General features: G+C 47.4%; 17 protein-coding genes. All 17 read left to right on the top strand.

Annotated elements, in window-relative coordinates; genetic code table 11:
- Positions 1-25: 25 nt before the first annotated feature.
- The 17 genes from ftsH to lysS all read left to right on the top strand — a co-directional run bounded on the left by ftsH (position 26) and on the right by lysS (position 19321).
- A complete protein-coding gene (ftsH, locus tag H065_RS0123315) occupies positions 26-2071 on the top strand; it encodes an ATP-dependent zinc metalloprotease FtsH (protein ID WP_017815520.1) in 2046 nt (681 codons plus the stop codon).
- Positions 2072-2429: 358 nt separating this feature from the next.
- Complete coding sequence (nadA, locus tag H065_RS0123310) at positions 2430-3374, top strand: quinolinate synthase NadA (protein WP_017815519.1); 945 nt, start codon at positions 2430-2432, stop codon at positions 3372-3374.
- Between the two features lie 30 nt (positions 3375-3404).
- Positions 3405-5216 (top strand): L-aspartate oxidase, encoded by a 1812-nt coding sequence (gene nadB / locus H065_RS26650; protein ID WP_017815518.1) that lies wholly within the window; start codon positions 3405-3407, stop codon positions 5214-5216.
- Complete coding sequence (nadC, locus tag H065_RS0123300) at positions 5206-6072, top strand: carboxylating nicotinate-nucleotide diphosphorylase (protein ID WP_017815517.1); 867 nt, start codon at positions 5206-5208, stop codon at positions 6070-6072. The genes nadB and nadC overlap by 11 nt, the downstream gene beginning before the upstream one ends.
- 6 nt (positions 6073-6078) lie before the next feature.
- Positions 6079-6876 carry a type III pantothenate kinase gene (locus H065_RS0123295; RefSeq protein ID WP_017815516.1) on the top strand — a complete coding sequence of 266 codons (798 nt, stop codon included), beginning with the start codon at positions 6079-6081 and terminating at the stop codon, positions 6874-6876.
- Positions 6877-7097: 221 nt separating this feature from the next.
- On the top strand, positions 7098-7997 hold the full coding sequence (gene hslO / locus H065_RS0123290) for an Hsp33 family molecular chaperone HslO (RefSeq protein ID WP_017815515.1): 900 nt from the start codon (positions 7098-7100) through the stop codon (positions 7995-7997).
- Positions 7998-8012: 15 nt separating this feature from the next.
- Positions 8013-8924 (top strand): peptidylprolyl isomerase, encoded by a 912-nt coding sequence (locus tag H065_RS0123285; protein WP_017815514.1) that lies wholly within the window; start codon positions 8013-8015, stop codon positions 8922-8924.
- Positions 8925-9080: 156 nt separating this feature from the next.
- Positions 9081-10019, top strand: a complete 939-nt coding sequence (gene cysK, locus H065_RS0123280; RefSeq protein WP_017815513.1) for a cysteine synthase A — start codon at positions 9081-9083, stop codon at positions 10017-10019.
- 235 nt (positions 10020-10254) lie between these two features.
- Positions 10255-11898 carry an anthranilate synthase component I family protein gene (locus H065_RS0123275; protein WP_017815512.1) on the top strand — a complete coding sequence of 548 codons (1644 nt, stop codon included), beginning with the start codon at positions 10255-10257 and terminating at the stop codon, positions 11896-11898.
- A gap of 2 nt (positions 11899-11900) precedes the next feature.
- On the top strand, positions 11901-12485 hold the full coding sequence (pabA, locus tag H065_RS0123270) for an aminodeoxychorismate/anthranilate synthase component II (protein WP_017815511.1): 585 nt from the start codon (positions 11901-11903) through the stop codon (positions 12483-12485).
- Positions 12485-13432 carry an aminotransferase class IV gene (locus tag H065_RS0123265; protein WP_026136408.1) on the top strand — a complete coding sequence of 316 codons (948 nt, stop codon included), beginning with the start codon at positions 12485-12487 and terminating at the stop codon, positions 13430-13432. The genes pabA and H065_RS0123265 overlap by 1 nt, the downstream gene beginning before the upstream one ends.
- A complete protein-coding gene (folP, locus tag H065_RS0123260) occupies positions 13429-14295 on the top strand; it encodes a dihydropteroate synthase (RefSeq protein ID WP_017815509.1) in 867 nt (288 codons plus the stop codon). Before H065_RS0123265 ends, folP begins: the two co-directional genes overlap by 4 nt.
- Positions 14296-14320: 25 nt before the next feature.
- Positions 14321-14683, top strand: a complete 363-nt coding sequence (gene folB / locus H065_RS0123255) for a dihydroneopterin aldolase (RefSeq protein ID WP_017815508.1) — start codon at positions 14321-14323, stop codon at positions 14681-14683.
- 9 nt (positions 14684-14692) lie between these two features.
- Positions 14693-15235: a 2-amino-4-hydroxy-6-hydroxymethyldihydropteridine diphosphokinase gene (folK, locus tag H065_RS0123250; RefSeq protein ID WP_017815507.1), complete on the top strand. Its 543-nt coding sequence runs from the start codon at positions 14693-14695 to the stop codon at positions 15233-15235.
- 150 nt (positions 15236-15385) lie between these two features.
- Positions 15386-16432, top strand: coding sequence for a tRNA dihydrouridine synthase DusB (gene dusB / locus H065_RS0123245; RefSeq protein WP_017815506.1), 1047 nt, complete (start codon positions 15386-15388; stop codon positions 16430-16432).
- Between the two features lie 455 nt (positions 16433-16887).
- Entirely contained in the window at positions 16888-17364 is a 477-nt protein-coding gene (greA, locus tag H065_RS0123235) for a transcription elongation factor GreA (protein WP_017815504.1), read from the top strand.
- A 418-nt stretch (positions 17365-17782) separates the two neighbouring features.
- On the top strand, positions 17783-19321 hold the full coding sequence (gene lysS / locus H065_RS0123230; RefSeq protein ID WP_017815503.1) for a lysine--tRNA ligase: 1539 nt from the start codon (positions 17783-17785) through the stop codon (positions 19319-19321).
- Positions 19322-20349 lie beyond the last annotated feature (1028 nt).

The following is a 20349-nucleotide window of genomic DNA, read 5'->3' as shown; positions in this document are numbered from 1 at the left end:
TAAGTGTCTTGAGAGGAGGTAGGGGATGAATCGGTTCATCCGGAATTCTGGGTTCTATTTAATACTATTTTTAGTCGTGGTGGGCATTGTCCGTTACGTAAGTGACGGAAGTGAAGCTGCCGATAATCCAAGATATGACCAGCTCAAAGCCGCACTCAACAGCGGTAATGTAGCATCGGTAACGATTCAATATGATAACTATGCTTATCTGGTTACCGGTATGTACAAAGAGCAACCTGAAGGTGCAAAGACCAAGCAGTTTTCATCCTACATCCCTGCCACCGACGCAGCGTTGGATTTAATTAACACTGCCAGTGAAACCAAGGGGACGCAGGTAACCGTTAAGCCTAAGGAAGGCGACAGTATCTGGTTGTCTTTTATAACATCCATGATCCCGCTCGTGATTATGTTTATTCTCTTCTTCTTCCTCTTCAATCAGGCTCAGGGTGGCGGCGGCAAAGTGATGAACTTTGGCAAAAGCCGTGCGCGTCTGTATAACGAAGAGAAGAAAAAGATTACTTTTGAGGATGTAGCCGGCGCAGACGAAGAGAAACAGGAACTCGTCGAAGTGGTTGATTTCCTCAAAGATCCGCGTAAGTTCAATACCGTTGGTGCCCGTATCCCTAAAGGGGTACTGCTCGTGGGTCCTCCGGGTACAGGTAAAACACTCCTTGCCCGTGCAGTAGCCGGTGAAGCAGGAGTACCATTCTTCAGCATCTCGGGTTCTGACTTCGTCGAAATGTTCGTCGGTGTCGGTGCATCCCGTGTACGTGACCTTTTCGAGAATGCGAAGAAAAATGCGCCATGTATCATCTTTATCGATGAGATTGACGCAGTAGGACGTCAGCGTGGTGCTGGCCTGGGCGGTGGTCACGATGAACGTGAACAAACGCTCAACCAGTTGCTCGTTGAAATGGATGGTTTTGGAGCCAACGAAGGTATCATTATCGTAGCGGCAACCAACCGTCCGGATATTCTGGACCCTGCGCTTCTGCGTCCAGGTCGTTTTGACCGTCAGATTACGGTTGATCGTCCGGATGTTAAAGGCCGCGAAGCGGTACTGAAAGTCCATGCACGCAACAAACCGCTGACCAAAGATGTCAAACTGGATATTATTGCGAAGCGTACAACCGGCTTTACCGGAGCGGATCTGGAGAACCTGCTGAACGAAGCAGCGCTTCTGGCAGCACGCCGCAACCGTCGTGATATTTCCATGCGCGAGGTAGACGAAGCGATTGACCGCGTTATCGTAGGTACAGAGAAACGCAGCCGCGTAATCAGTGACCGCGAGAAACGTATCGTCGCCTACCACGAAGCAGGACATACCATCGTTGGTTATTTCCTGGAACATGCCGATATGGTACACAAAGTAACGATCGTGCCGCGCGGACGCGCTGGCGGTTATGTAATCATGATGCCAAAAGAAGATCGTACACTTGTAACCAAGCAGGAACTGCTGGATAAAGTAACCGGTCTCCTGGGCGGACGTGTAGCGGAAGAATTGTATATCGGTGAGATTGGTACCGGCGCATACAGTGACTTCCAACAGGCGACCAGCATCGTGCGCAGCATGATCGTTGAATACGGTATGAGTGAGAAGCTCGGCCCTATGCAGTTTGGTAATTCGCAGGGTCAAGTATTCCTGGGACGCGATTTTGGACATGAGCAGAACTACAGTGATGCGATTGCTTACGAAATCGATCAGGAAATGAATCGCTTCATCACCGAGTCTTACGAGCGTTGTCGTGAGCTGCTGCAAAAACACTCTCGCGAAATGCATCTGGTGGCACAAACATTGCTTGAAGTAGAGACACTGGACTTTGAACAAATCAAGTACCTGATCGAAAATGGATCATTGGAAGGTTTGGGTGAAGGCACAACTGGCGGTAACGACAGTGGTCCTTCCGAAGGTGGAGAACCTACTTTTGACAGCATTGGCGACTCCCAGGTACGTCTTGAAAAAGACAATAATCCATCATCAGCTCCAGGAGCGGGCGGAACCATTCCGAACAATCCAACTGACGGTTCTGATGATAATCGTGGCTCTGGTGGCGGTACGCCGACCATCTAAGTTCATAAAATGCAATCTTATCAAAAGCCTGAAGATCTCTAAGATCTTCAGGCTTTTTTTGTATGGGTTATAAAACGATAAAAATGACATGAACGTTAATGATTCTCCTAATACCTCCTAATACAATGACCTCTCTATAATTCCATAAAAAGAATGTTAACTTCGTGCCCAATAATGGATTGACAATCCTATAGAGGATTGTGTACATTATTGGAGATGTTGATCACAATTTTGACACATTTCGCAGTCGACTACGAGATTTTTTTCACAAAGTCAATAAGATCATCCATTTAATGATGAACCTATAAACGTTCAAGATTGTGAAAACTGTCTCAAACTATTACAGGGAGATGAATTCATGGAAGCTCTGGCATTGGAGAAAAAGGCAGAACGTGATGCAGAATTAAGGAAGCGTCTGCTTCAGTTGAAAAAGGAACGAAATGCTATTATTCTGGCGCACTATTACCAGCGGGATGAGATTCAGGAAGTGGCTGATTTTCGGGGAGATTCTTTTTTGCTGGCTCAAAAGGCAGCACAGACAGACGCAGATACGATTGTATTTTGCGGAGTTCATTTTATGGGAGAAAGCGCCAAAATACTAGCACCCAACAAAACGGTCATTATACCGGATGAACGGGCAGGCTGCCCAATGGCCGATATGGTCAATGTGGATGGACTGCGTCGTCTCAAGGAAAAGCATCCGAATGCCAAAGTGGTTACCTATATCAACTCCTCTGCCGATGTCAAAGCAGAAACCGATATCTGCTGTACATCCGCCAATGCGGTAAAAGTGATCCAGTCGGTCGATTCTGACGAGATTATCTGGGTGCCGGATAAAAACCTCGGTCATTATGTACAACAGCATACGGACAAGAAGATGATCATCTGGGAAGGATACTGCAATACCCATGATATGCTCACCGTCAAAGACGTGGTCGAGATGAGAGCCAAGCACCCCAACGCACAGTTTGTCGTTCATCCGGAGTGCCGTCCTGAAGTCGTAGCACTGGGTGACTTTGTAGGTAGTACGACTGCGATTATTAAATATTGCCGGGAATCGGATTGTCAGGAATTTATTGTAGGCACGGAAGATGGCACTGGTTATCAGCTGCGCAAGGATAGTCCAGACAAGGCATTTCATTTTGCCAGCAAATATCTGGTATGTCCCAATATGAAAGTAAACAATCTCAAAAAGCTCGTTAACTGCCTGGAGACGATGAAACCGCAAATTTATGTACCGCCAGCTGTTGCTGACCGTGCACGGATCTCGCTGGAACGAATGTTGGAAGTTTCTTCTTCCTAGAATCGGTCAATAGAAAGGCAGGCGTATGGGATGAATGCGGAATATAAGCAACCGGATAAAAAGGCGCATCAACACCTGGAGCAGAAGACAACAGATGTGCTGATTATCGGTTCCGGGATAGCGGGTCTGTATACGGCTATCCTCGCAAGTGAACATAAGAACGTGCTATTAATCACAAAGAAAGCATTACTGGAAAGCAACACTCGTTATGCCCAGGGCGGTATTGCAGCGGTAATCAGTAATGACGATTCGCCCGTTTATCATCGTGAGGATACTCTGCTCGCCGGAGCCGGACTTTGTTCATCCCCGGCTGTAGATATACTGGTACATGAAGGCCCGTCAGGTGTTCAGGAGCTGATACGGCTGGGGACTGCTTTTGATACAGCGAATGGACAACTGGAACTGACCCGTGAGGGCGCACATAGTCATCGCCGTATTTTGCATGCCAATGGAGACTCAACAGGCTACGAGATTGTCAGAGCATTGGCTCGTCAGGTAGCGGAAAATAAACGGATTACGATCTGGGAGCATCATTTTACGGTAGATCTGGTGCATGATAAAAAAGAATGCAGTGGTGCGATCGTACAGCGGCCGGATGGAAGCAGAGTATATGTGGAGGCAGAAGCAACTGTGCTTTGTACAGGTGGAACCGGCCAGCTGTATGAGCAGACGACTAATCCGGATGTAGCGACAGGAGACGGCCTGGCGATAGCCTACCGGGCTGGCGCAGTACTTCGGGATATGGAATTTGTGCAATTTCATCCGACCGCTCTTTGTTATCCGGGTGCTCCGCGGTTTCTGATCTCGGAAGCTGTGAGGGGAGAAGGCGCTATTCTGCGGAATCGGCAGGGAGAAGCTTTTATGGAGCGATATCATCCTTTACGTGATCTGGCTCCGCGTGATATTGTGGCCCGTGCTATCGTGAACGAGATGCAGCAGGATGGCAGCCCGAATGTGTATCTGGATATTACTCATGAGACGGCAGAGAAGCTTCAGCAGCGCTTTCCGACCATTTATGAGACCTGTATGAATTATGGACTGGATCTGGCATTGGACTGGATACCGGTTGCGCCGGCAGCTCACTACATGATGGGCGGCATCCGTACAGATCAATATGGAGAAAGCAGCATTCACAGGCTGTTTGCTTGCGGTGAAGTATCATCCACCGGAGTACATGGAGCGAATCGTCTGGCGAGTAACTCCTTGTCCGAAGCGATTGTATTTGGTAAAAGGATTGTCGAGCGCATTATCGATCCTTCATGGTCAGCTGTAGAAGCAGATAAACAGCGGTTCTACCATGATCGGCACACTCAATCGGTAGCAAGAATCGAATTTGATTATGGCGCAGCTGCCGCAGCTTGCGGAAATAAAATAGTCGAACCGAGTATACATCTGGCTACGCAGCTTTCTCGGATCAGCCGGCACTCTGAGCCACTGGCGTCTTCATCTTCTTTTGGCGACCGGAGAAATGTAAATAAATTCACAAGCGAAGCATCCAATCTAATGCTTGCTGTAGATGAACATGAAATACGGAAGCAGCTCCAGCAGATCATGACTGGATATGCAGGGATCAGCCGTAGTAGCGATGGGTTGCAGGAAGGTATGATGCTTCTCGCACGACTGCCAGATTTGCCTTATGAAGATTGTACCTTTGAGCAACTGGAGCTTCGCAATATGCATCTGTGTGCAGCTTTGATCTTGCAGGCAGCCTGGTATCGCCAGGAAAGCCGTGGTGGCCATTACCGTGAAGATTTCCCTGAACGAAATGATCTGGATTGGCAAAAGCATACACTACAGCATATTACACACGGACTCATGGAGGAGAATAGAGATGATGTTTAACGGATATCAGGAGAATCTTACGAATTGGATCAAACTGTGGCTGCAGGAGGATGTAGGATCAGGCGATATCACGACCGCTGCTACAGTTCCGCCAGGTCATCATAGTGTGGCTGTTATCCATGCCAAACAGGATGGTATTCTGGCCGGATTGCCTGTGGCCGAGCATGTATTTCATACGGTTGACCCTGAACTTCTATTTACCGCTGTTGCGACAGAAGGACAGCCTCTTGCCCAAGGGGATATTATCGCCAGAGTGGAGGGCAGCACCCATTCTCTGCTCACCGGAGAACGACTTGCTCTGAATCTGCTGCAGCGCATGTCCGGCATTGCTACACGCACGCGCCAATATGTAGATATCATTGATGAGCTGCCGGTGCGGCTTGTCGATACGCGCAAGACTACACCAGGCCACCGGATGCTGGAAAAGTATGCTGTCCGCGTCGGTGGTGGCAGCAATCACCGATTCGGTCTGTATGATGCAGTCATGATCAAGGATAATCATATCAAAGCGGCTGGTGGAATTCTGCCTGCTGTTCAGTCGGCCCGAGCACAGATTCCGCATACGATGACAATCGAAGTAGAGACCGAGACCCTGGAGCAGGTAAAGGAAGCCCTGCAAAGTGGTGCAGATATCATTATGCTGGATAATATGAATCATGAGCTGATGCGCGAAGCGGTCGCTTTGATTCGCAGGCAGAGCCCTCATGTCCGTATTGAGGCTTCGGGAAATGTATCGCTCACGACGATTCGCGGATTAGCCGAGACGGGGATCGATATTATCTCGGTTGGACGACTGACCTATTCTTTTGATAATCTGGATATCAGTCTGGATCTGGGAAACAAGAAGAGGGAGTGACACGTATTGGTATTGGTGATTGATATTGGAAATACGAATATTGCGTTTGGCGTATATCGAGGCGAGAAGCTGCTGCATCATTTTCGTATCAGTACCAATCGGCAGGCAACACCGGATGAGTATGGAGTGACGGTTCATCAATTATTTCAGATGTCGGGCATTATTATTGCCGATATCAAAGGCATTATCATTTCTTCCGTAGTGCCGCCGATTATGCATACTTTGGAAGAAATGTGCGAGAAATATCTGCATCATACGCCCATGATTATCGGTCCTGGCATACGTACCGGACTGAATCTGCGCTACGAGAATCCGCGCGAAGTGGGAGCCGACCGGATTGTGAATGCTGTAGCTGCTATTTCCCTGTATGGCAGTCCGGTCATTGTCGTAGATTTTGGAACCGCAACCACATTTGACTGTATTGATGACCAGGGCAATTATCTGGGCGGTGCGATTGTACCGGGCATCGGTATTTCCACAGAAGCACTGTATCAGCGTGCTTCCAAGCTGCCCAATATCGAACTGGAGAAGCCTCGTAAAGTGATTGGTCGCAATACAGTGCATGCGATGCAGTCTGGTATTATTTTCGGCTATGCGGGTCAGGTCGATGGCATTGTCAAAAGAATTCGCGCCGAAATGGGCGTATCTGCCCGAGTCATTGCAACCGGTGGATTGGCAGAGCTGATCTCCAGCGAGACCGAGACGGTAACCGAGGTGAATCCCATGCTGACGCTGGAGGGACTTCGTCTGATTTATGAACGGAACATCAGTACGAACCGTCCTGTACCACGCAGTGGTGAATAACCGCCATTTCTCTCCTTTGCAAAACTTTTGACGTGATGATCGCGTCTAATTAAAATAGATATAGCTTGGATACATTTGGTAATCAGATGCTTATGATAGGTAATATACGCATTTTTGCACAGCAGCTATCGAATTAAGCTGCAATGTACCCTATAATAGACTATATGTGCTTTGTATGACATCACGATCAAGCAGGCAGAACGAGAGGAGTTCATTTATATATGGAACAACATAACAGCAATACACAACCGGATCGTCTGATCCGTGGAATAGCAATGGGTGGCAAAGTACGTGCATTTGCTATCCGCTCTACCCATCTGGTGGAGGAGCTGCGTCGTCGGCATGATACATGGCCAACAGCGACTGCAGCAATGGGACGTACGCTGACTGCAGCAGCCATGATGGGGGCTATGCTCAAAGGCGAAGAAAAACTGACTCTTCAGGTCAAAGGTAACGGACCAATCGGACAGATTGTTGCCGATGCCAATGCCAAAGGTGAAGTGCGCGGTTACGTGGACAATCCGCATGTTCATTTTCCGAGCAATGCGATGGGCAAACTGGACGTGGCTGGAGCCGTCGGAACCGAAGGTTTTATTTATGTTATCAAAGATCTGGGACTCAAAGATCCTTACCGCGGGAGTGTACCGATCGTATCGGGAGAGCTGGGCGAAGATTTCACGTACTATTTTGCAACTTCCGAACAGACTCCGTCTGCAGTAGGCGTAGGTGTACTGGTGGATACGGATAATTCGGTCATCGTGGCAGGCGGATTCATTATCCAGCTGCTGCCGGGTCTGAACGATGCCGAGATTGATCAGCTCGAAAAAGGGCTGGGTAGCCTGCCGCCGGTAACTTCGCTGCTCAACGAAGGACTGGAACTGGAAGAGTTGCTGGGACGTGTTCTGCCAGATGTGGAAGTTATGGACGGTATGGATATCGTATTTAACTGTTCCTGTTCCCGTGAACGTGTTGAACAGACGCTGGTGAGTCTGGGTGAGCACGAGCTGGTACAACTGATCGAAGAAGACGGACAAGCAGAAGTGGTATGCCATTTCTGTAATGAGAAATACCAGTTCGATCGTCAGGACCTGGAACGCATTCTGGCTGAAGCCAGAAATTAAGGGATACTAAGACATATGACGAAGGTTAAATCACCGGTATGGACAGCCGTCATGGTCTTATTCATAGTCATCATTATGCTGCTCGGAGCCTTTTGGGTGATCCGGGCAGTTCAGCATTCTGGGGATCAATCGGATGTAGCAGTGGTGGGTAATGAATCTATTAGTGAGCAAGCATGGATAAGTGAATTGAAAAAGCGGTATGGTCAGGAAACACTGACACAGATGATGAATCGGCGGGTCGTGCAGTTGGAAGCAGATGCTCGCCATATTACAGTCAGTGATACGGAGATTCAGGATGATCTGGCAGAGCGGATGAGCGGGTACGCATCGCCGCAGGCTTTTTACAAGGAAATGCAGACGCAATTCGGTCTGACTCCCGAAGATCTGCAGCAGGAATCCAAGTATCAGATCCAACTGGAAAAGATAGCGACTGAGCGTATTGAGGTCAGTGATGCCCAGGTAGATAACTATTTGCAGCAGCACGCACAGGAGACGAAGCAGCACCAGTATGATCTGGCATGGATTGAGGCAGATACCGAGCAGGCTGCCGAAGAAGCGGTGCAGCGTATAGAGAGCGGTGAGGATTTTGCAGCAGTAGCACAGGCGATGTCTGTGGATTCTTTTTCCTCCGGCAAAGGAGGAGCGCTGGGCTGGATCGATGGGGATGATCCCTTTCAGCCGCCTGAAGTGATCAAGGTTCTTCCACAGATGCAGGCGGGAGACATTATGGGTCCGCTGGCCCTGAGTACCGGTCATTATGCTGTAGTACAGGTTAAGGATATTCGTACCCCTTCCTCTTCCAAACTGCAAATTAGTCGCGAGACTGCGAGACGCAAAGTGGCGCTAAATCAGGCAGAGCCGCTGACAGAGATTGAGCAGCAGCTGCGCAGCAAGTATGATGCCCATATTTTATCCGCTGCACCCTAGGATTCTGAGCCGGTAACATTGACATTGTACGGCGGGATTGATAATATTAAAGCATACTAATACCAACTATTTTACTCGGAATAACGTAGTTTGAAGACATAGATAGGTAGTGAACTGAACACAGCTACGTTCCATTATCTGAAGGAGGGCAACAGCATGGCAAAAGTCGTAAATAACGTGACCGAATTGATCGGAGGTACTCCGCTCGTTCGTCTGAATCGTCTAGTACCGGAAGATAGCGCAGAGATCTACCTGAAACTGGAATACCAGAATCCGGGTTCCAGCGTCAAGGACCGTATCGCACTGAGTATCGTGGAAGAAGCGGAAAAGCAGGGCTTACTCAAGCCTGGCGGTACGATTGTTGAGGCAACAAGCGGTAACACTGGTATCGGTCTGGCTATGGTCGCAGCAGCCAAAGGTTACAAATGCGTGATCGTAATGCCGGAGACGATGAGTATAGAGCGACGCAATCTGCTGCGTGCTTACGGTGCCGAGCTGGTGCTGACTCCAGGATCGGAAGGCATGAACGGAGCAGTCAAAAAAGCCGAAAGTATCCTCAATGAGAATCCGGATTACTTTATTGCCGAGCAGTTCAAGAATAAAGCCAATGTCAAAATGCACCGTGAGACCACAGGCCCGGAGATCGTCGAGGCGATTGAATCGATCGGTGGAACCCTGGATGCCTTTATTGCGGGTATCGGTACAGGTGGTACCATTACAGGAGCAGGCGAAGTTCTGAAAAGCCGTTTCCCGGATATCAAGATCTACGCGGTAGAGCCTGCTGCTTCTCCAATTCTGGCAGGCGGTCAACCAGGTCCTCACAAAATTCAGGGGATCGGTGCCAACTTTGTACCGGAGATTCTGAATCAGGATATCTACGATGAGATTATTCATGTAGAGAATGATGAAGCTTTTGAAGTAGCCCGTCGTGTAGCCAAAGAAGAAGGCGTGCTGTCCGGCATTTCTTCCGGTGCTGCTGTACATGCTGCGCTCAAGGTTGCCAAGCAGCTGGGCAAAGGCAAGCGCATTGTGGTTATCATTCCAAGTAATGGTGAACGTTACCTGAGCACACCACTGTACAATTTCGAAGCATAATTTATGTTAGTCAGCCGTTACGAATCTGCGGCTGACTTTGCGCCTCTGATTCTTTCTGTCCACAGATATGCGGATAGAGAGTCGGAGGCGTTTTGCTTAGCTGCTATAACCCGGAGTATCTTCAAAGGGATATAGTTTAAACATATAGGGCGTATTTCACAGCAGACCTTCTCAATTGCCAACCGCTTTAGTATACTAACGACAAACTACAGTTGATCAGGTTGGAGGAAGCAGATTGACCAGAGTATGTATATCCTTACAAGATTGGCAGCATTGGCTGAAGCAGGGATTCAACCAGCTGCCTTATATGATAGAAATACCACTGGAAGGCCATTTGCTGCCGGACAGCTGGGAATCGGTATGGAAAGAGCAATACCCCCATTCTTTTTTGTTGGAAAATGGTAAAAACGGACGGTATACCTATCTGGGACTGCATCCGGTGGCCCTATTGAGCGGTCAAGGCAATCGCTCAGTCATTCAGGAATATGCGCCAGGTAATGTTTTCGGGCAGTCACCACAGTTGGTGACTATTGCCAAAAAAACGGGCAAACCGCTGGACATACTGCGTGAGTGGATGTCAGCTCACCGGGCACCACGTGCGGCAGAGTTCCCGCCTTTTACAGGGGGCTGTGTCGGATTCCTCGGTTATGATGTGGCTCGTTCTCTGGAGAAGCTGCCTCATCAGCTGCAGGATGATTTGGATCTACCGGATTATGTATGGATGAAATTTGACCAGGTCTGGGTGATTGATCATCATGATCGCAAGCTCTACTGCTGTGTGCATAGGTCCGCTTCGGAAGAATGGTCAGCATTATTGCAAGAGACCGATTTGAATAATACTGCCTCTATGCCGGACAGTATTAAGCAAGCCTATTACCAAGCAGATCATCAGACAGCTGGAATGCTGGAACAGTGGAACAGGTGGCATCAGGCAGCGGACGTAGACTCGTACTCCCTGCACCATCGCCAGCAATTTCTGCTTCATCATCCCTTGTCTTCTACCGATTCGAGAGCAGACCATGGCCAGTTCCAGACCGGATTCCAGCAGGAATCGTTTGAGAAGGCCGTGCTTGCCGTACAGGAATATATTCGTCAGGGTGATGTATTTCAGGTGAATCTGTCTCTACGCAGTGAGCGTAAGATTTCAACAGCACCGGAATCTATTTATGAATGGCTGCGGGTAACGAATCCTTCGCCTTATATGGGGCTGCTGCGTCTGCCTGGTTTCCAGCTGGTATCTGCTTCGCCGGAGCTGCTCGTCTCCGTGATAGGCGATTCAGTCTCCGCTCGGCCGATTGCAGGTACACGCCGCCGCGGAATGAACGAGCAGGAAGATCAGGCCATGGAAGCCGAACTTACGGGTAATGACAAAGAGCGAGCCGAACATATCATGCTGGTGGATCTACAGCGCAATGACCTGGGGCGTATTGCCCGTTATGGAACAGTCCGTGTACCGGAGCTGATGACCATCGAACGATACTCCCATGTGATGCATCTGGTCTCCGGTGTCGAAGCGGAACTTGCAGCAGACCGGGATGTGTATGATGTGATCGCAGCTGTTTTTCCGGGCGGAACGATCACTGGTGCACCCAAGATTCGCACCATGGAGATTATAGAAGAGCTGGAGCAGACCCGCCGGGGAGCCTATACCGGTTCGATGGGCTGGATTGACTATAACGGCAATATGGAATTAAATATTATTATTCGAACATTAACCGTCAAGGAAGACATCGCCTATATGCAGGCTGGAGCCGGCGTCGTGATCGATTCCAATCCTTACCGTGAATACAGAGAGTGCTTTAACAAATCCAGAGCGTTAGCCAGAGCCGTGCTGCTTAGTGAACAGTACGATGCGGCCCTGCAGAAAAGGGAGGATTAACCATGATTCTTGTAATTGATAACTACGACTCGTTTACGTATAACCTTGTGCAGTACCTGGGAGAGCTTGGAGAAGAGGTTGTTGTACGCCGTAATGACGAGATTGATATGAATGGTATTCGTGAACTCGCACCGGATCATATTCTGTTGTCGCCAGGGCCTTGTACACCGACAGAAGCTGGCATTACGATTGATGTGATTCAGCAGTTCAAAGGCGAGATTCCGATTTTTGGTGTATGTCTGGGCCATCAGGCGATCGGTCAGGCATTTGGCGGTAATGTTATCCGTGCGGAGCGTCTGATGCATGGTAAGACTTCTCCGATTTTGCATCAGAGCAGTTCGGTATTTGAGAGTCTGCCGTCTCCATTTACAGCAACCCGTTATCATTCTCTGATTGTAGAACGCAGCAGTCTGCCGGATTGTCTGGAAATCACAGCAGAAACCGAAGAAGGCGAAATCATGGGACTTCGTCACAAAGAATATGCGATCGAGGGTGTACAGTTTCATCCGGAATCTATCGTAACGGATCATGGACATACGATTCTGCGTAACTTCCTGAGCCGCAAAGTAGACAAAGCTACCGTATGATGAAGTACGTTAGTATAAATGGTGTGATTACACCTATAGATCAGGCCGTGGTCTCCGTCATGGATCACGGCTTCTTGTATGGAATGGGATTGTTCGAGACATTTCGTACGTATAACGGGCAGCCTTTTTTGCTGAATCGTCATCTGGAGCGATTACAGGCCGGCTGTGAATCCCTTCATATCCGCTGGCAGGCGGATGAAGAGCAGGTCCGAGCGCACATTTATTCATTAATGCATGCGAATGATCTTAAGGAAGCTTATATCCGCTATACGCTGTCTGCCGGAACAGATATTTTGGGACTGCCTTCCGGTGCTTATGAACAGCCAACCGTGGTCATTTATGCCAAGGAGCTACCGGATACCAGTCGCAGAGTCCAGCTTCAGCAAGAACATTCGAATATACTTTCTTCATCGGAGCTTGAGAGTCTGCAGCAGCATTTATCGAGACGGAGCAAATCCTTACGCAAACTGCATACGCTGCGCAATACTCCGGAGGGTGATATTCGTCTAAAGTCGCTTCATTACATGAACAGCATTCTTGGTAAACAGGAGCTGCTCCAGTATGAAGATCAGCCTGCTACAGCTGTAGAGGGGCTTATGCTTACTTCGCGGGGAGAGATTGCGGAGGGAATCGTCAGCAATCTATTTTTTGTGAAAGATAACCGTCTTCATACCCCTTCGCTGGATACAGGTATTTTGCCGGGTATTACCCGCGCACATGTTATGGAGCTGGCTGGTCGTATCGGCGTACCTGTTGAAGAAGGATTGTACAGCTGGGAGAATCTGCTTGCCGCTGATGAAATCTTTCTTACAAATTCGATCCAGGAGATTGTGCCGGTAACCCGTCTTTTGGCGGAAGACCATAGTTACGCTGTACAGCAACAAGAGGTCGGTATTATAACCGCCCGTTTATATGCAGCTTATGAAAAGGAGGCTTATCATTTATGAGACAGCCTGTACACTATACACGACAATACACATGGGGTCCGGCAACACTGGAGCTGGGCCAATCAACACTAATTATGGGCATTTTAAATATTACCCCCGATTCCTTTTCGGATGGCGGAAGTTATACGTCGGTCGAACACGCACTGCAGCAAGCGCGCCTTATGATCGAAGAAGGAGCGGATATTATCGACATCGGCGGGGAATCTACACGTCCCGGTCATGATCCGGTATCCGAGCAGGAGGAACTCAGCAGAGTCATTCCGGTTATTGAAGCGCTCCGTCAGCATCTGTCCCACATTCCACTCTCTATTGATACGTACAAGGCAGAAGTAGCCAGACAAGCTCTTGCAGCCGGTGCCCATATAATCAATGATGTCTGGGGAGGCATGGCAGATGAGAGGATGTTTGCTGTAGCAGCAGAAGCAGGTTGCCCTTATATTCTGATGCATAACCGGTATGATATGAACTACACCGATCTGGTAACAGATGTGAAAAAGGATCTGCAGCAGCGAATTACCCTTGCTCTGCAAGCCGGCATTCAGCCGGACCACCTTATTTTGGACCCCGGCATCGGCTTCGCCAAACATGCCGATCACAATTTGGAGCTGATGAGCAGACTCGATGAGCTTACGGAACTGGGTTATCCCATGCTGCTGGGCACCTCACGCAAGCGGTTTATACGTACGGTACTTGATCTGCCTGCAGATGATGTAGTGGAAGGTACGGCTGCTACTACAGCATTTGGGATTGCCCAGGGCTGTCAGATTATCCGTGTACATGATGTGAAACCCAATAAACGAATAGCGACTATGTGCGATGCGATGCTGCAGGCAGCCGAATCGCCAGGTAAATACAGCAACTGATATCAGAAACGAGGAGGAACAGGCAGTGGATAAGATGATCATTAACCGCATGGAGTATTACGGTTATCACGGTGTATTTGAAGAGGAGCGCAAGTTGGGTCAGCGCTTTTATGTGGATTTGGAACTGGAGATGGATCTGTCCGAGGCTGGTCAAACCGATAACCTGGAGACTACGATCAACTACGCCGAGATTCACGAAAAGGTCAAAGACGTCGTCGAAAAAAAATCATTTAAATTAATAGAAGCCCTTGCTGAATGTATTGCGTCGACTCTGCTGGAAGCTTATACTGGGGTACATGTATTGACCGTTAGAGTCACCAAGCCGCATCCGCCTTTTGATATTCATTTTCAGGGCGTTACTGTTGAATTGCGGCGTACACGAAAGTGAGTGCAGGTTATGAATTCATCCGTTCCCTCTGAATTTTCAGAGGCTTATATTGCTTTGGGCGCCAATCTGGGCAATCGGGAGCAGACTTTGACCGAAGCCATACAGATGCTGGAGGCATATTCCGATATTTCGGTAATTCGTTGTTCCGGCTTTTATAAGACGGCACCGGTTGGTTATGTGGATCAGCCTTCTTTTCTGAATATGGCAGTCAGACTGCATACAACGCAGAGCCCGCATGAATTGCTATCCACCCTGCTTCATATCGAGAATCGTCTCGGACGCGTTCGGGATATACGCTGGGGACCGCGCACAGTAGATCTTGATCTATTGTGGATGGATGATCTTCATCTGAACTCCGAGACACTGGAGCTGCCGCATCCGCGTATGCATGAGCGGGCATTTGTACTGGCGCCGCTGCAGGAGATTGTGACGACAGAGACGCCTGCCTTATTTTCCCTTGTCGACAAATCACTTGTTCAGGTTGCTGACCAGCAGCAGGATGTTCATTATGTCAGTGCCTTTCCATTGTCCTTTAGTTCAAAATTGAAATAATTAATGGCGATTAGCCGCAATTGTGTATAGTCTGTCTCTCTATCAGCCATGGCGAGAAAATATTCTTCGCAGCATGGTACAACAAATGTATAAACTGTGTTTGCTTATCCGAATGATAAGAGCAGCAGTAACAAAGGAGTCAATCATCAGATGTTCAAAATCGGTGATATTGAAATGAAAAATCGGGTGGTACTCGCCCCGATGGCCGGCGTATGTAATCCGGCATTCCGTCTGATTGCCAAAGAATTTGGTACCGGTCTGGTCTGCGCAGAGATGGTCAGCGACAAAGCCATCCTGGCTGGTAACAAGCGTACTCATAAAATGCTGTTTGTCGATGAGCGTGAGAAGCCGATCAGTTTGCAGATTTTCGGCGGTGATCGTTCTTCTCTGGTAGAAGCAGCCAAAGTAGTAGACCAGGATACCAATGCAGATATTATTGATATCAATATGGGTTGCCCTGCTCCCAAAATCAATAAAATCGATGCAGGTGCCCGCTGGCTGCTTGACCCTAACAAGATTAATGAAATGGTTGCTGCCGTTGTCGCCAATGTCAGCAAACCGGTAACTGTCAAAATGCGTATTGGCTGGGATCATGATCATATCTATGTGATTGATAATGCCAAGGCAGTCGAGGCAGCCGGAGGCAAAGCGATCAGTGTACATGGACGTACCCGCGAACAGCTCTATACCGGTCAAGCCGACTGGTCTTATATCAAGCAGGCCAAAGAAGCAGTATCTATCCCTGTGATCGGCAACGGTGATGTTGTTACACCGGAAGATGCCAGACGCATGCTAGATACGACTGGCTGCGATGGTGTAATGATCGGGCGTGGTGCACTAGGCAATCCATGGATGCTTTATCGTACGGTAGAGTATCTCAAGACAGGCGAACTGCTGCCTGATCCATCGGCTGAAGAGAAGATCCGCATCGCTATTTTGCATATGGATCGTCTGATTGATCTCAAGGGTGAAGTCGTCGCGGTTCGGGAAATGCGCAAGCATCTGTCCTGGTACCTCAAAGGTCTCAAAGGATCGGCCAAAATCAAAGATTCTATTATGGAAGAAACCAGACGCGATGAAATGGTGCGAATCCTGCAGGACTTCCTGGAAAACCAGCCCAATCATGTCGCTTCGGCAGCTGATCATGAAGCAGCTCCGTTTGTACAGGTACAATGTGCTGCGCCGGCGACAGTCTGATCTTCTGGTCCGCCTTTCTAACAAGCAATCAAGCAAGCAAGCAGAAGACTTCTGTTTAACAGTCTGTACTTCAATAGCTACTGTATATGTAGATTCTGCTTATCTAGATCCTATCTATATAAATCATCTACTTGAAATCATGCTGATCTGAATATAGTAAAAACCGAGGCACTCTCCCATGAGCAGCTTCGGTTTTTTCGTTGTTTTTATCATTCCGCAGCCGATCCGGCCTTTTGGTTGACATTTCACATTCATTCCCATATACTTTTGCAGTATAAATTTGCCTGAGTCCATGATTAGATATCATATATCCTCTGGGGAATTTCCCTGCGTCACTATCGTTTTGATAATCTTGCATGAGTCTTCGCTGTTTCTGAATCACTGGCTATTATCATGCTGGGAGACCCCAAAGCGAATTTTCGAAAATTATTCACATGACAGGAGAATTGGTTGAGATGAGCGATAAGGAATTCATTTTAACACAGGACGGTCTACGCAAGCTGGAAGATGAATTGGAAAACCTCAAGTCCGTCAAAAGACGTGAGATAGCGGAACGTATCAAAGTTGCCATTGGATACGGTGATATCAGTGAAAACTCTGAGTACGAAGATGCCAAAAATGAGCAAGCCTTCATCGAAGGACGCGTTATTACACTGGAGAAAATGCTGCGTAATGCTCGCATTATCAACAGTAATGAGATTGATACAGATTCGGTTAGCATTGGTGCAACCGTTATCGTTGAAGATCTGGAGTTTGGTGACACGATGGAGTACACGATCGTTGGTACAGCCGAATCCGATCCTTCCCAGAACAAGATTTCCAATGAGAGCCCGGTAGGCAAAGCGATCCTGGGCAAACAAAAAGGTACCGTTGTTGATGTAAACGTACCTGCTGGTGTAATCCAGTACAAAATCCTGGAAATCAAAAGATAAGATGGATGTGTCCGAATAACGTGCATATACGCTTTATAGCGAACTGCAGCGGTTATGTATACTTACAGTTTGACCAAAAAGCTTCCCTAGGGGAGCTTTTTTCTTGAAATAAGCAGTGTTTTTGCGAAATAAACGCTAATATTGGTTTTAAAGATTTCAGATTGTCCTCAAATCAAGTACACTATAATTATGTGGCTTGTTGACTGAATATAGCGGCTTATACAGAGATTCTGTATTGGATTGGCTGCAGGCGAGATGACGCAGATATTGCAGTACAGGAGAAGGCTTCTGCCAGATCGTGCAGGCATTCGGATGATTCGCGTGGAACAGCCGTATGCATCCTATATCCGTATCTGCATTCTTTTGTCGTCATGAGAGAGCCGGCAAGTTATTACCTTCAAAGGAGTGAGACCCAGCGATGTCTGATGAAACATTGAATCCTGGTCAAGAAGAACAGGAACACATAAGTGAAAGTGAACTGAACGAACTACTGCAGGTACGCCGTGACAAACTGGACGAACTGCGTGGACTGGGTATTGACCCATTCGGTAAAAAGTTCGTACGTACGTCTAGTGCAGCAGATTTGCTTCACACGTACGAGACCATGACCAAAGAAGAGCTCGAAGAAAAAGAAGTAACCGTAAGTCTGGCTGGTCGTATCATGACCAAGCGTGGCATGGGTAAAGCAAGCTTTGCGCATATCCAGGATCTGAGTGGTCGTATCCAGATTTACGTTCGCAAAGACACTGTGCCTGAAGCCAAATATGAGGCTTTTACCATTCTGGATCTTGGAGATATCGTCGGTGTGACCGGTACGGTCTTCAAAACCAAAACAGGTGAGACATCCATCAAAGTAAAAGATCTGGAAGTGCTGACTAAGTCCTTGCTGCCACTGCCGGATAAATATCATGGCATGAAAGATGTAGAGCTGCGTTATCGCCAGCGCTATGTCGATCTGATCGTGAACCCAGAAGTGCAGAAAACATTTATCACCCGTTCCCGCATTATCCAATCCATGCGTCGCTATCTGGATTCTCTTGGCTATCTGGAAGTAGAAACACCGACACTGCATGCAATCGCCGGTGGCGCTGCAGCCAAACCATTTATCACGCATCATAATGCGCTGGATATGGAACTGTATATGCGTATCGCTCTGGAGCTGCACCTCAAACGTCTGATCGTCGGTGGCTTGGAAAAAGTATACGAGATTGGCCGTGCTTATCGTAATGAAGGTACATCTACTCGTCATAATCCGGAATTCACCATGATTGAGCTGTATGAAGCTTATGCCGATTACGAGGATATCATGAACCTGACCGAGAGTATGGTAGCCCATATCGCTCAGGAAGTACTGGGTACAACACGTATTCATTACCAGGGACAAGAAGTAGATCTGACACCTAACTGGCGCCGCGTATCCATGGTCGATGCAGTCAAAGAAGTCAAAGGTGTAGACTTCAGCGTGCATATGACCGATGCCGAAGCACAGGCACTTGCCAAAGAACACAACGTTAAAGTAGAGCCGCATATGACTTTCGGCCATATCGTTAATGCTTTCTTCGAAGAGTTTGTAGAAGAGACGCTGATTCAGCCTACATTTATTACAGGCCACCCGGTAGATATTTCTCCACTGGCTAAAAAGAGCGAAGCCGATCCTCGCTTCACCGATCGCTTCGAGCTGTTTATCGTAGCGCGTGAACATGCGAATGCCTTTACTGAGCTGAATGATCCTATCGACCAGCGTCAGCGCTTCGAAGCACAGCTTGTTGAAAAAGAAAAAGGCAATGATGAAGCCTTCGAAATGGATGAAGACTTTATCCGTGCGCTGGAATACGGTATGCCACCAACAGGTGGACTGGGTATTGGTATCGACCGTCTGGTTATGTTGCTCACAGATGCAGCATCTATCCGCGATGTCCTGCTGTTCCCGCATATGCGTAATCAGGCACACGAATAAGAAACCATTAACTTCTATAAGATAATGTCCTGGTATGCCAGTTAATAAGTCAGCCATATACTTCTCTGCATCAGCTATAGTCATGCAGCAATAGCATTTATATAAATGAAGTTATACTCCTTTTATATAAAAAAGTCTGACTGAAGCACAGAATATAGGTGGATTATTCTCTTCTATAGAAGGTTGTTGTATATAGCTATAGGAGATAATCTACTTGTAACTGTAACTGTAACTGTAACTGTAACTGTAACTGTAACTGTATACACATCTGCATTGATAAAAGACCCGCTCTTTCTAAAGAGTGGGTCTTTTATCATATTACTGCTTAGCAAAAACTGAATTAATGTCTTTTTAGCTAAATACGAATCTACATATAATCCATATATAGTCCATACTCATAGCTCATATGCTAAATTGAGACTCAGCGGCGGACGGGTGATGCAGTAATAAGCTTCCAACTCATTTGTATAGAAAAGAAATCCGAATTCATTTTCTGTAAATCTATTCCAATGTCTCTTACAATAATTCAATATGCTATCAGTCTTGCAAGATATAATGTATGCTTCATAATCACATATACTATTACCCTCATAGTAGTCGGCCAGATAACGGCCGTGTTTAAAATAGAATGTGGCAGACCTAGTAAAGAGTATCTACTTACATCATCAGAGGCAAAACAAGTATTAGACCTTAAAACATAACTATTATCATAAATTGGATCGATAATTTTTCTTTAATATCCGACTACATGCTATCAGCAAAAACATGGCTATTCTCTATACAAAACGTTATAGATAGCAAGTTAGCAGAACTATTGATCATTTTAATTTATAGAGGCATAAAAAGATTTTATAAAATGCTTGCAAGGTAGCATCATTCATGGTATTCTATAAATCTAGTCGCGATACGGTGTCATGCCGGTGACTACTTATTACATTTCTAATTGAATTAGCTGTCAAAAACTTATTAAAAAAAGTTGTTGACACGAAATTGAAAAGGTGATAAGATATAAGAGTTGCTGCGAGAGA

This window comes from Paenibacillus shenyangensis (assembly GCF_000346635.1).
Lineage (GTDB): Bacteria > Bacillota > Bacilli > Paenibacillales > Paenibacillaceae > Saccharibacillus > Saccharibacillus dauci.
Note: the sequence above shows the minus strand (reverse complement) of the source record. Positions and strands in the feature narration are given on the sequence as shown.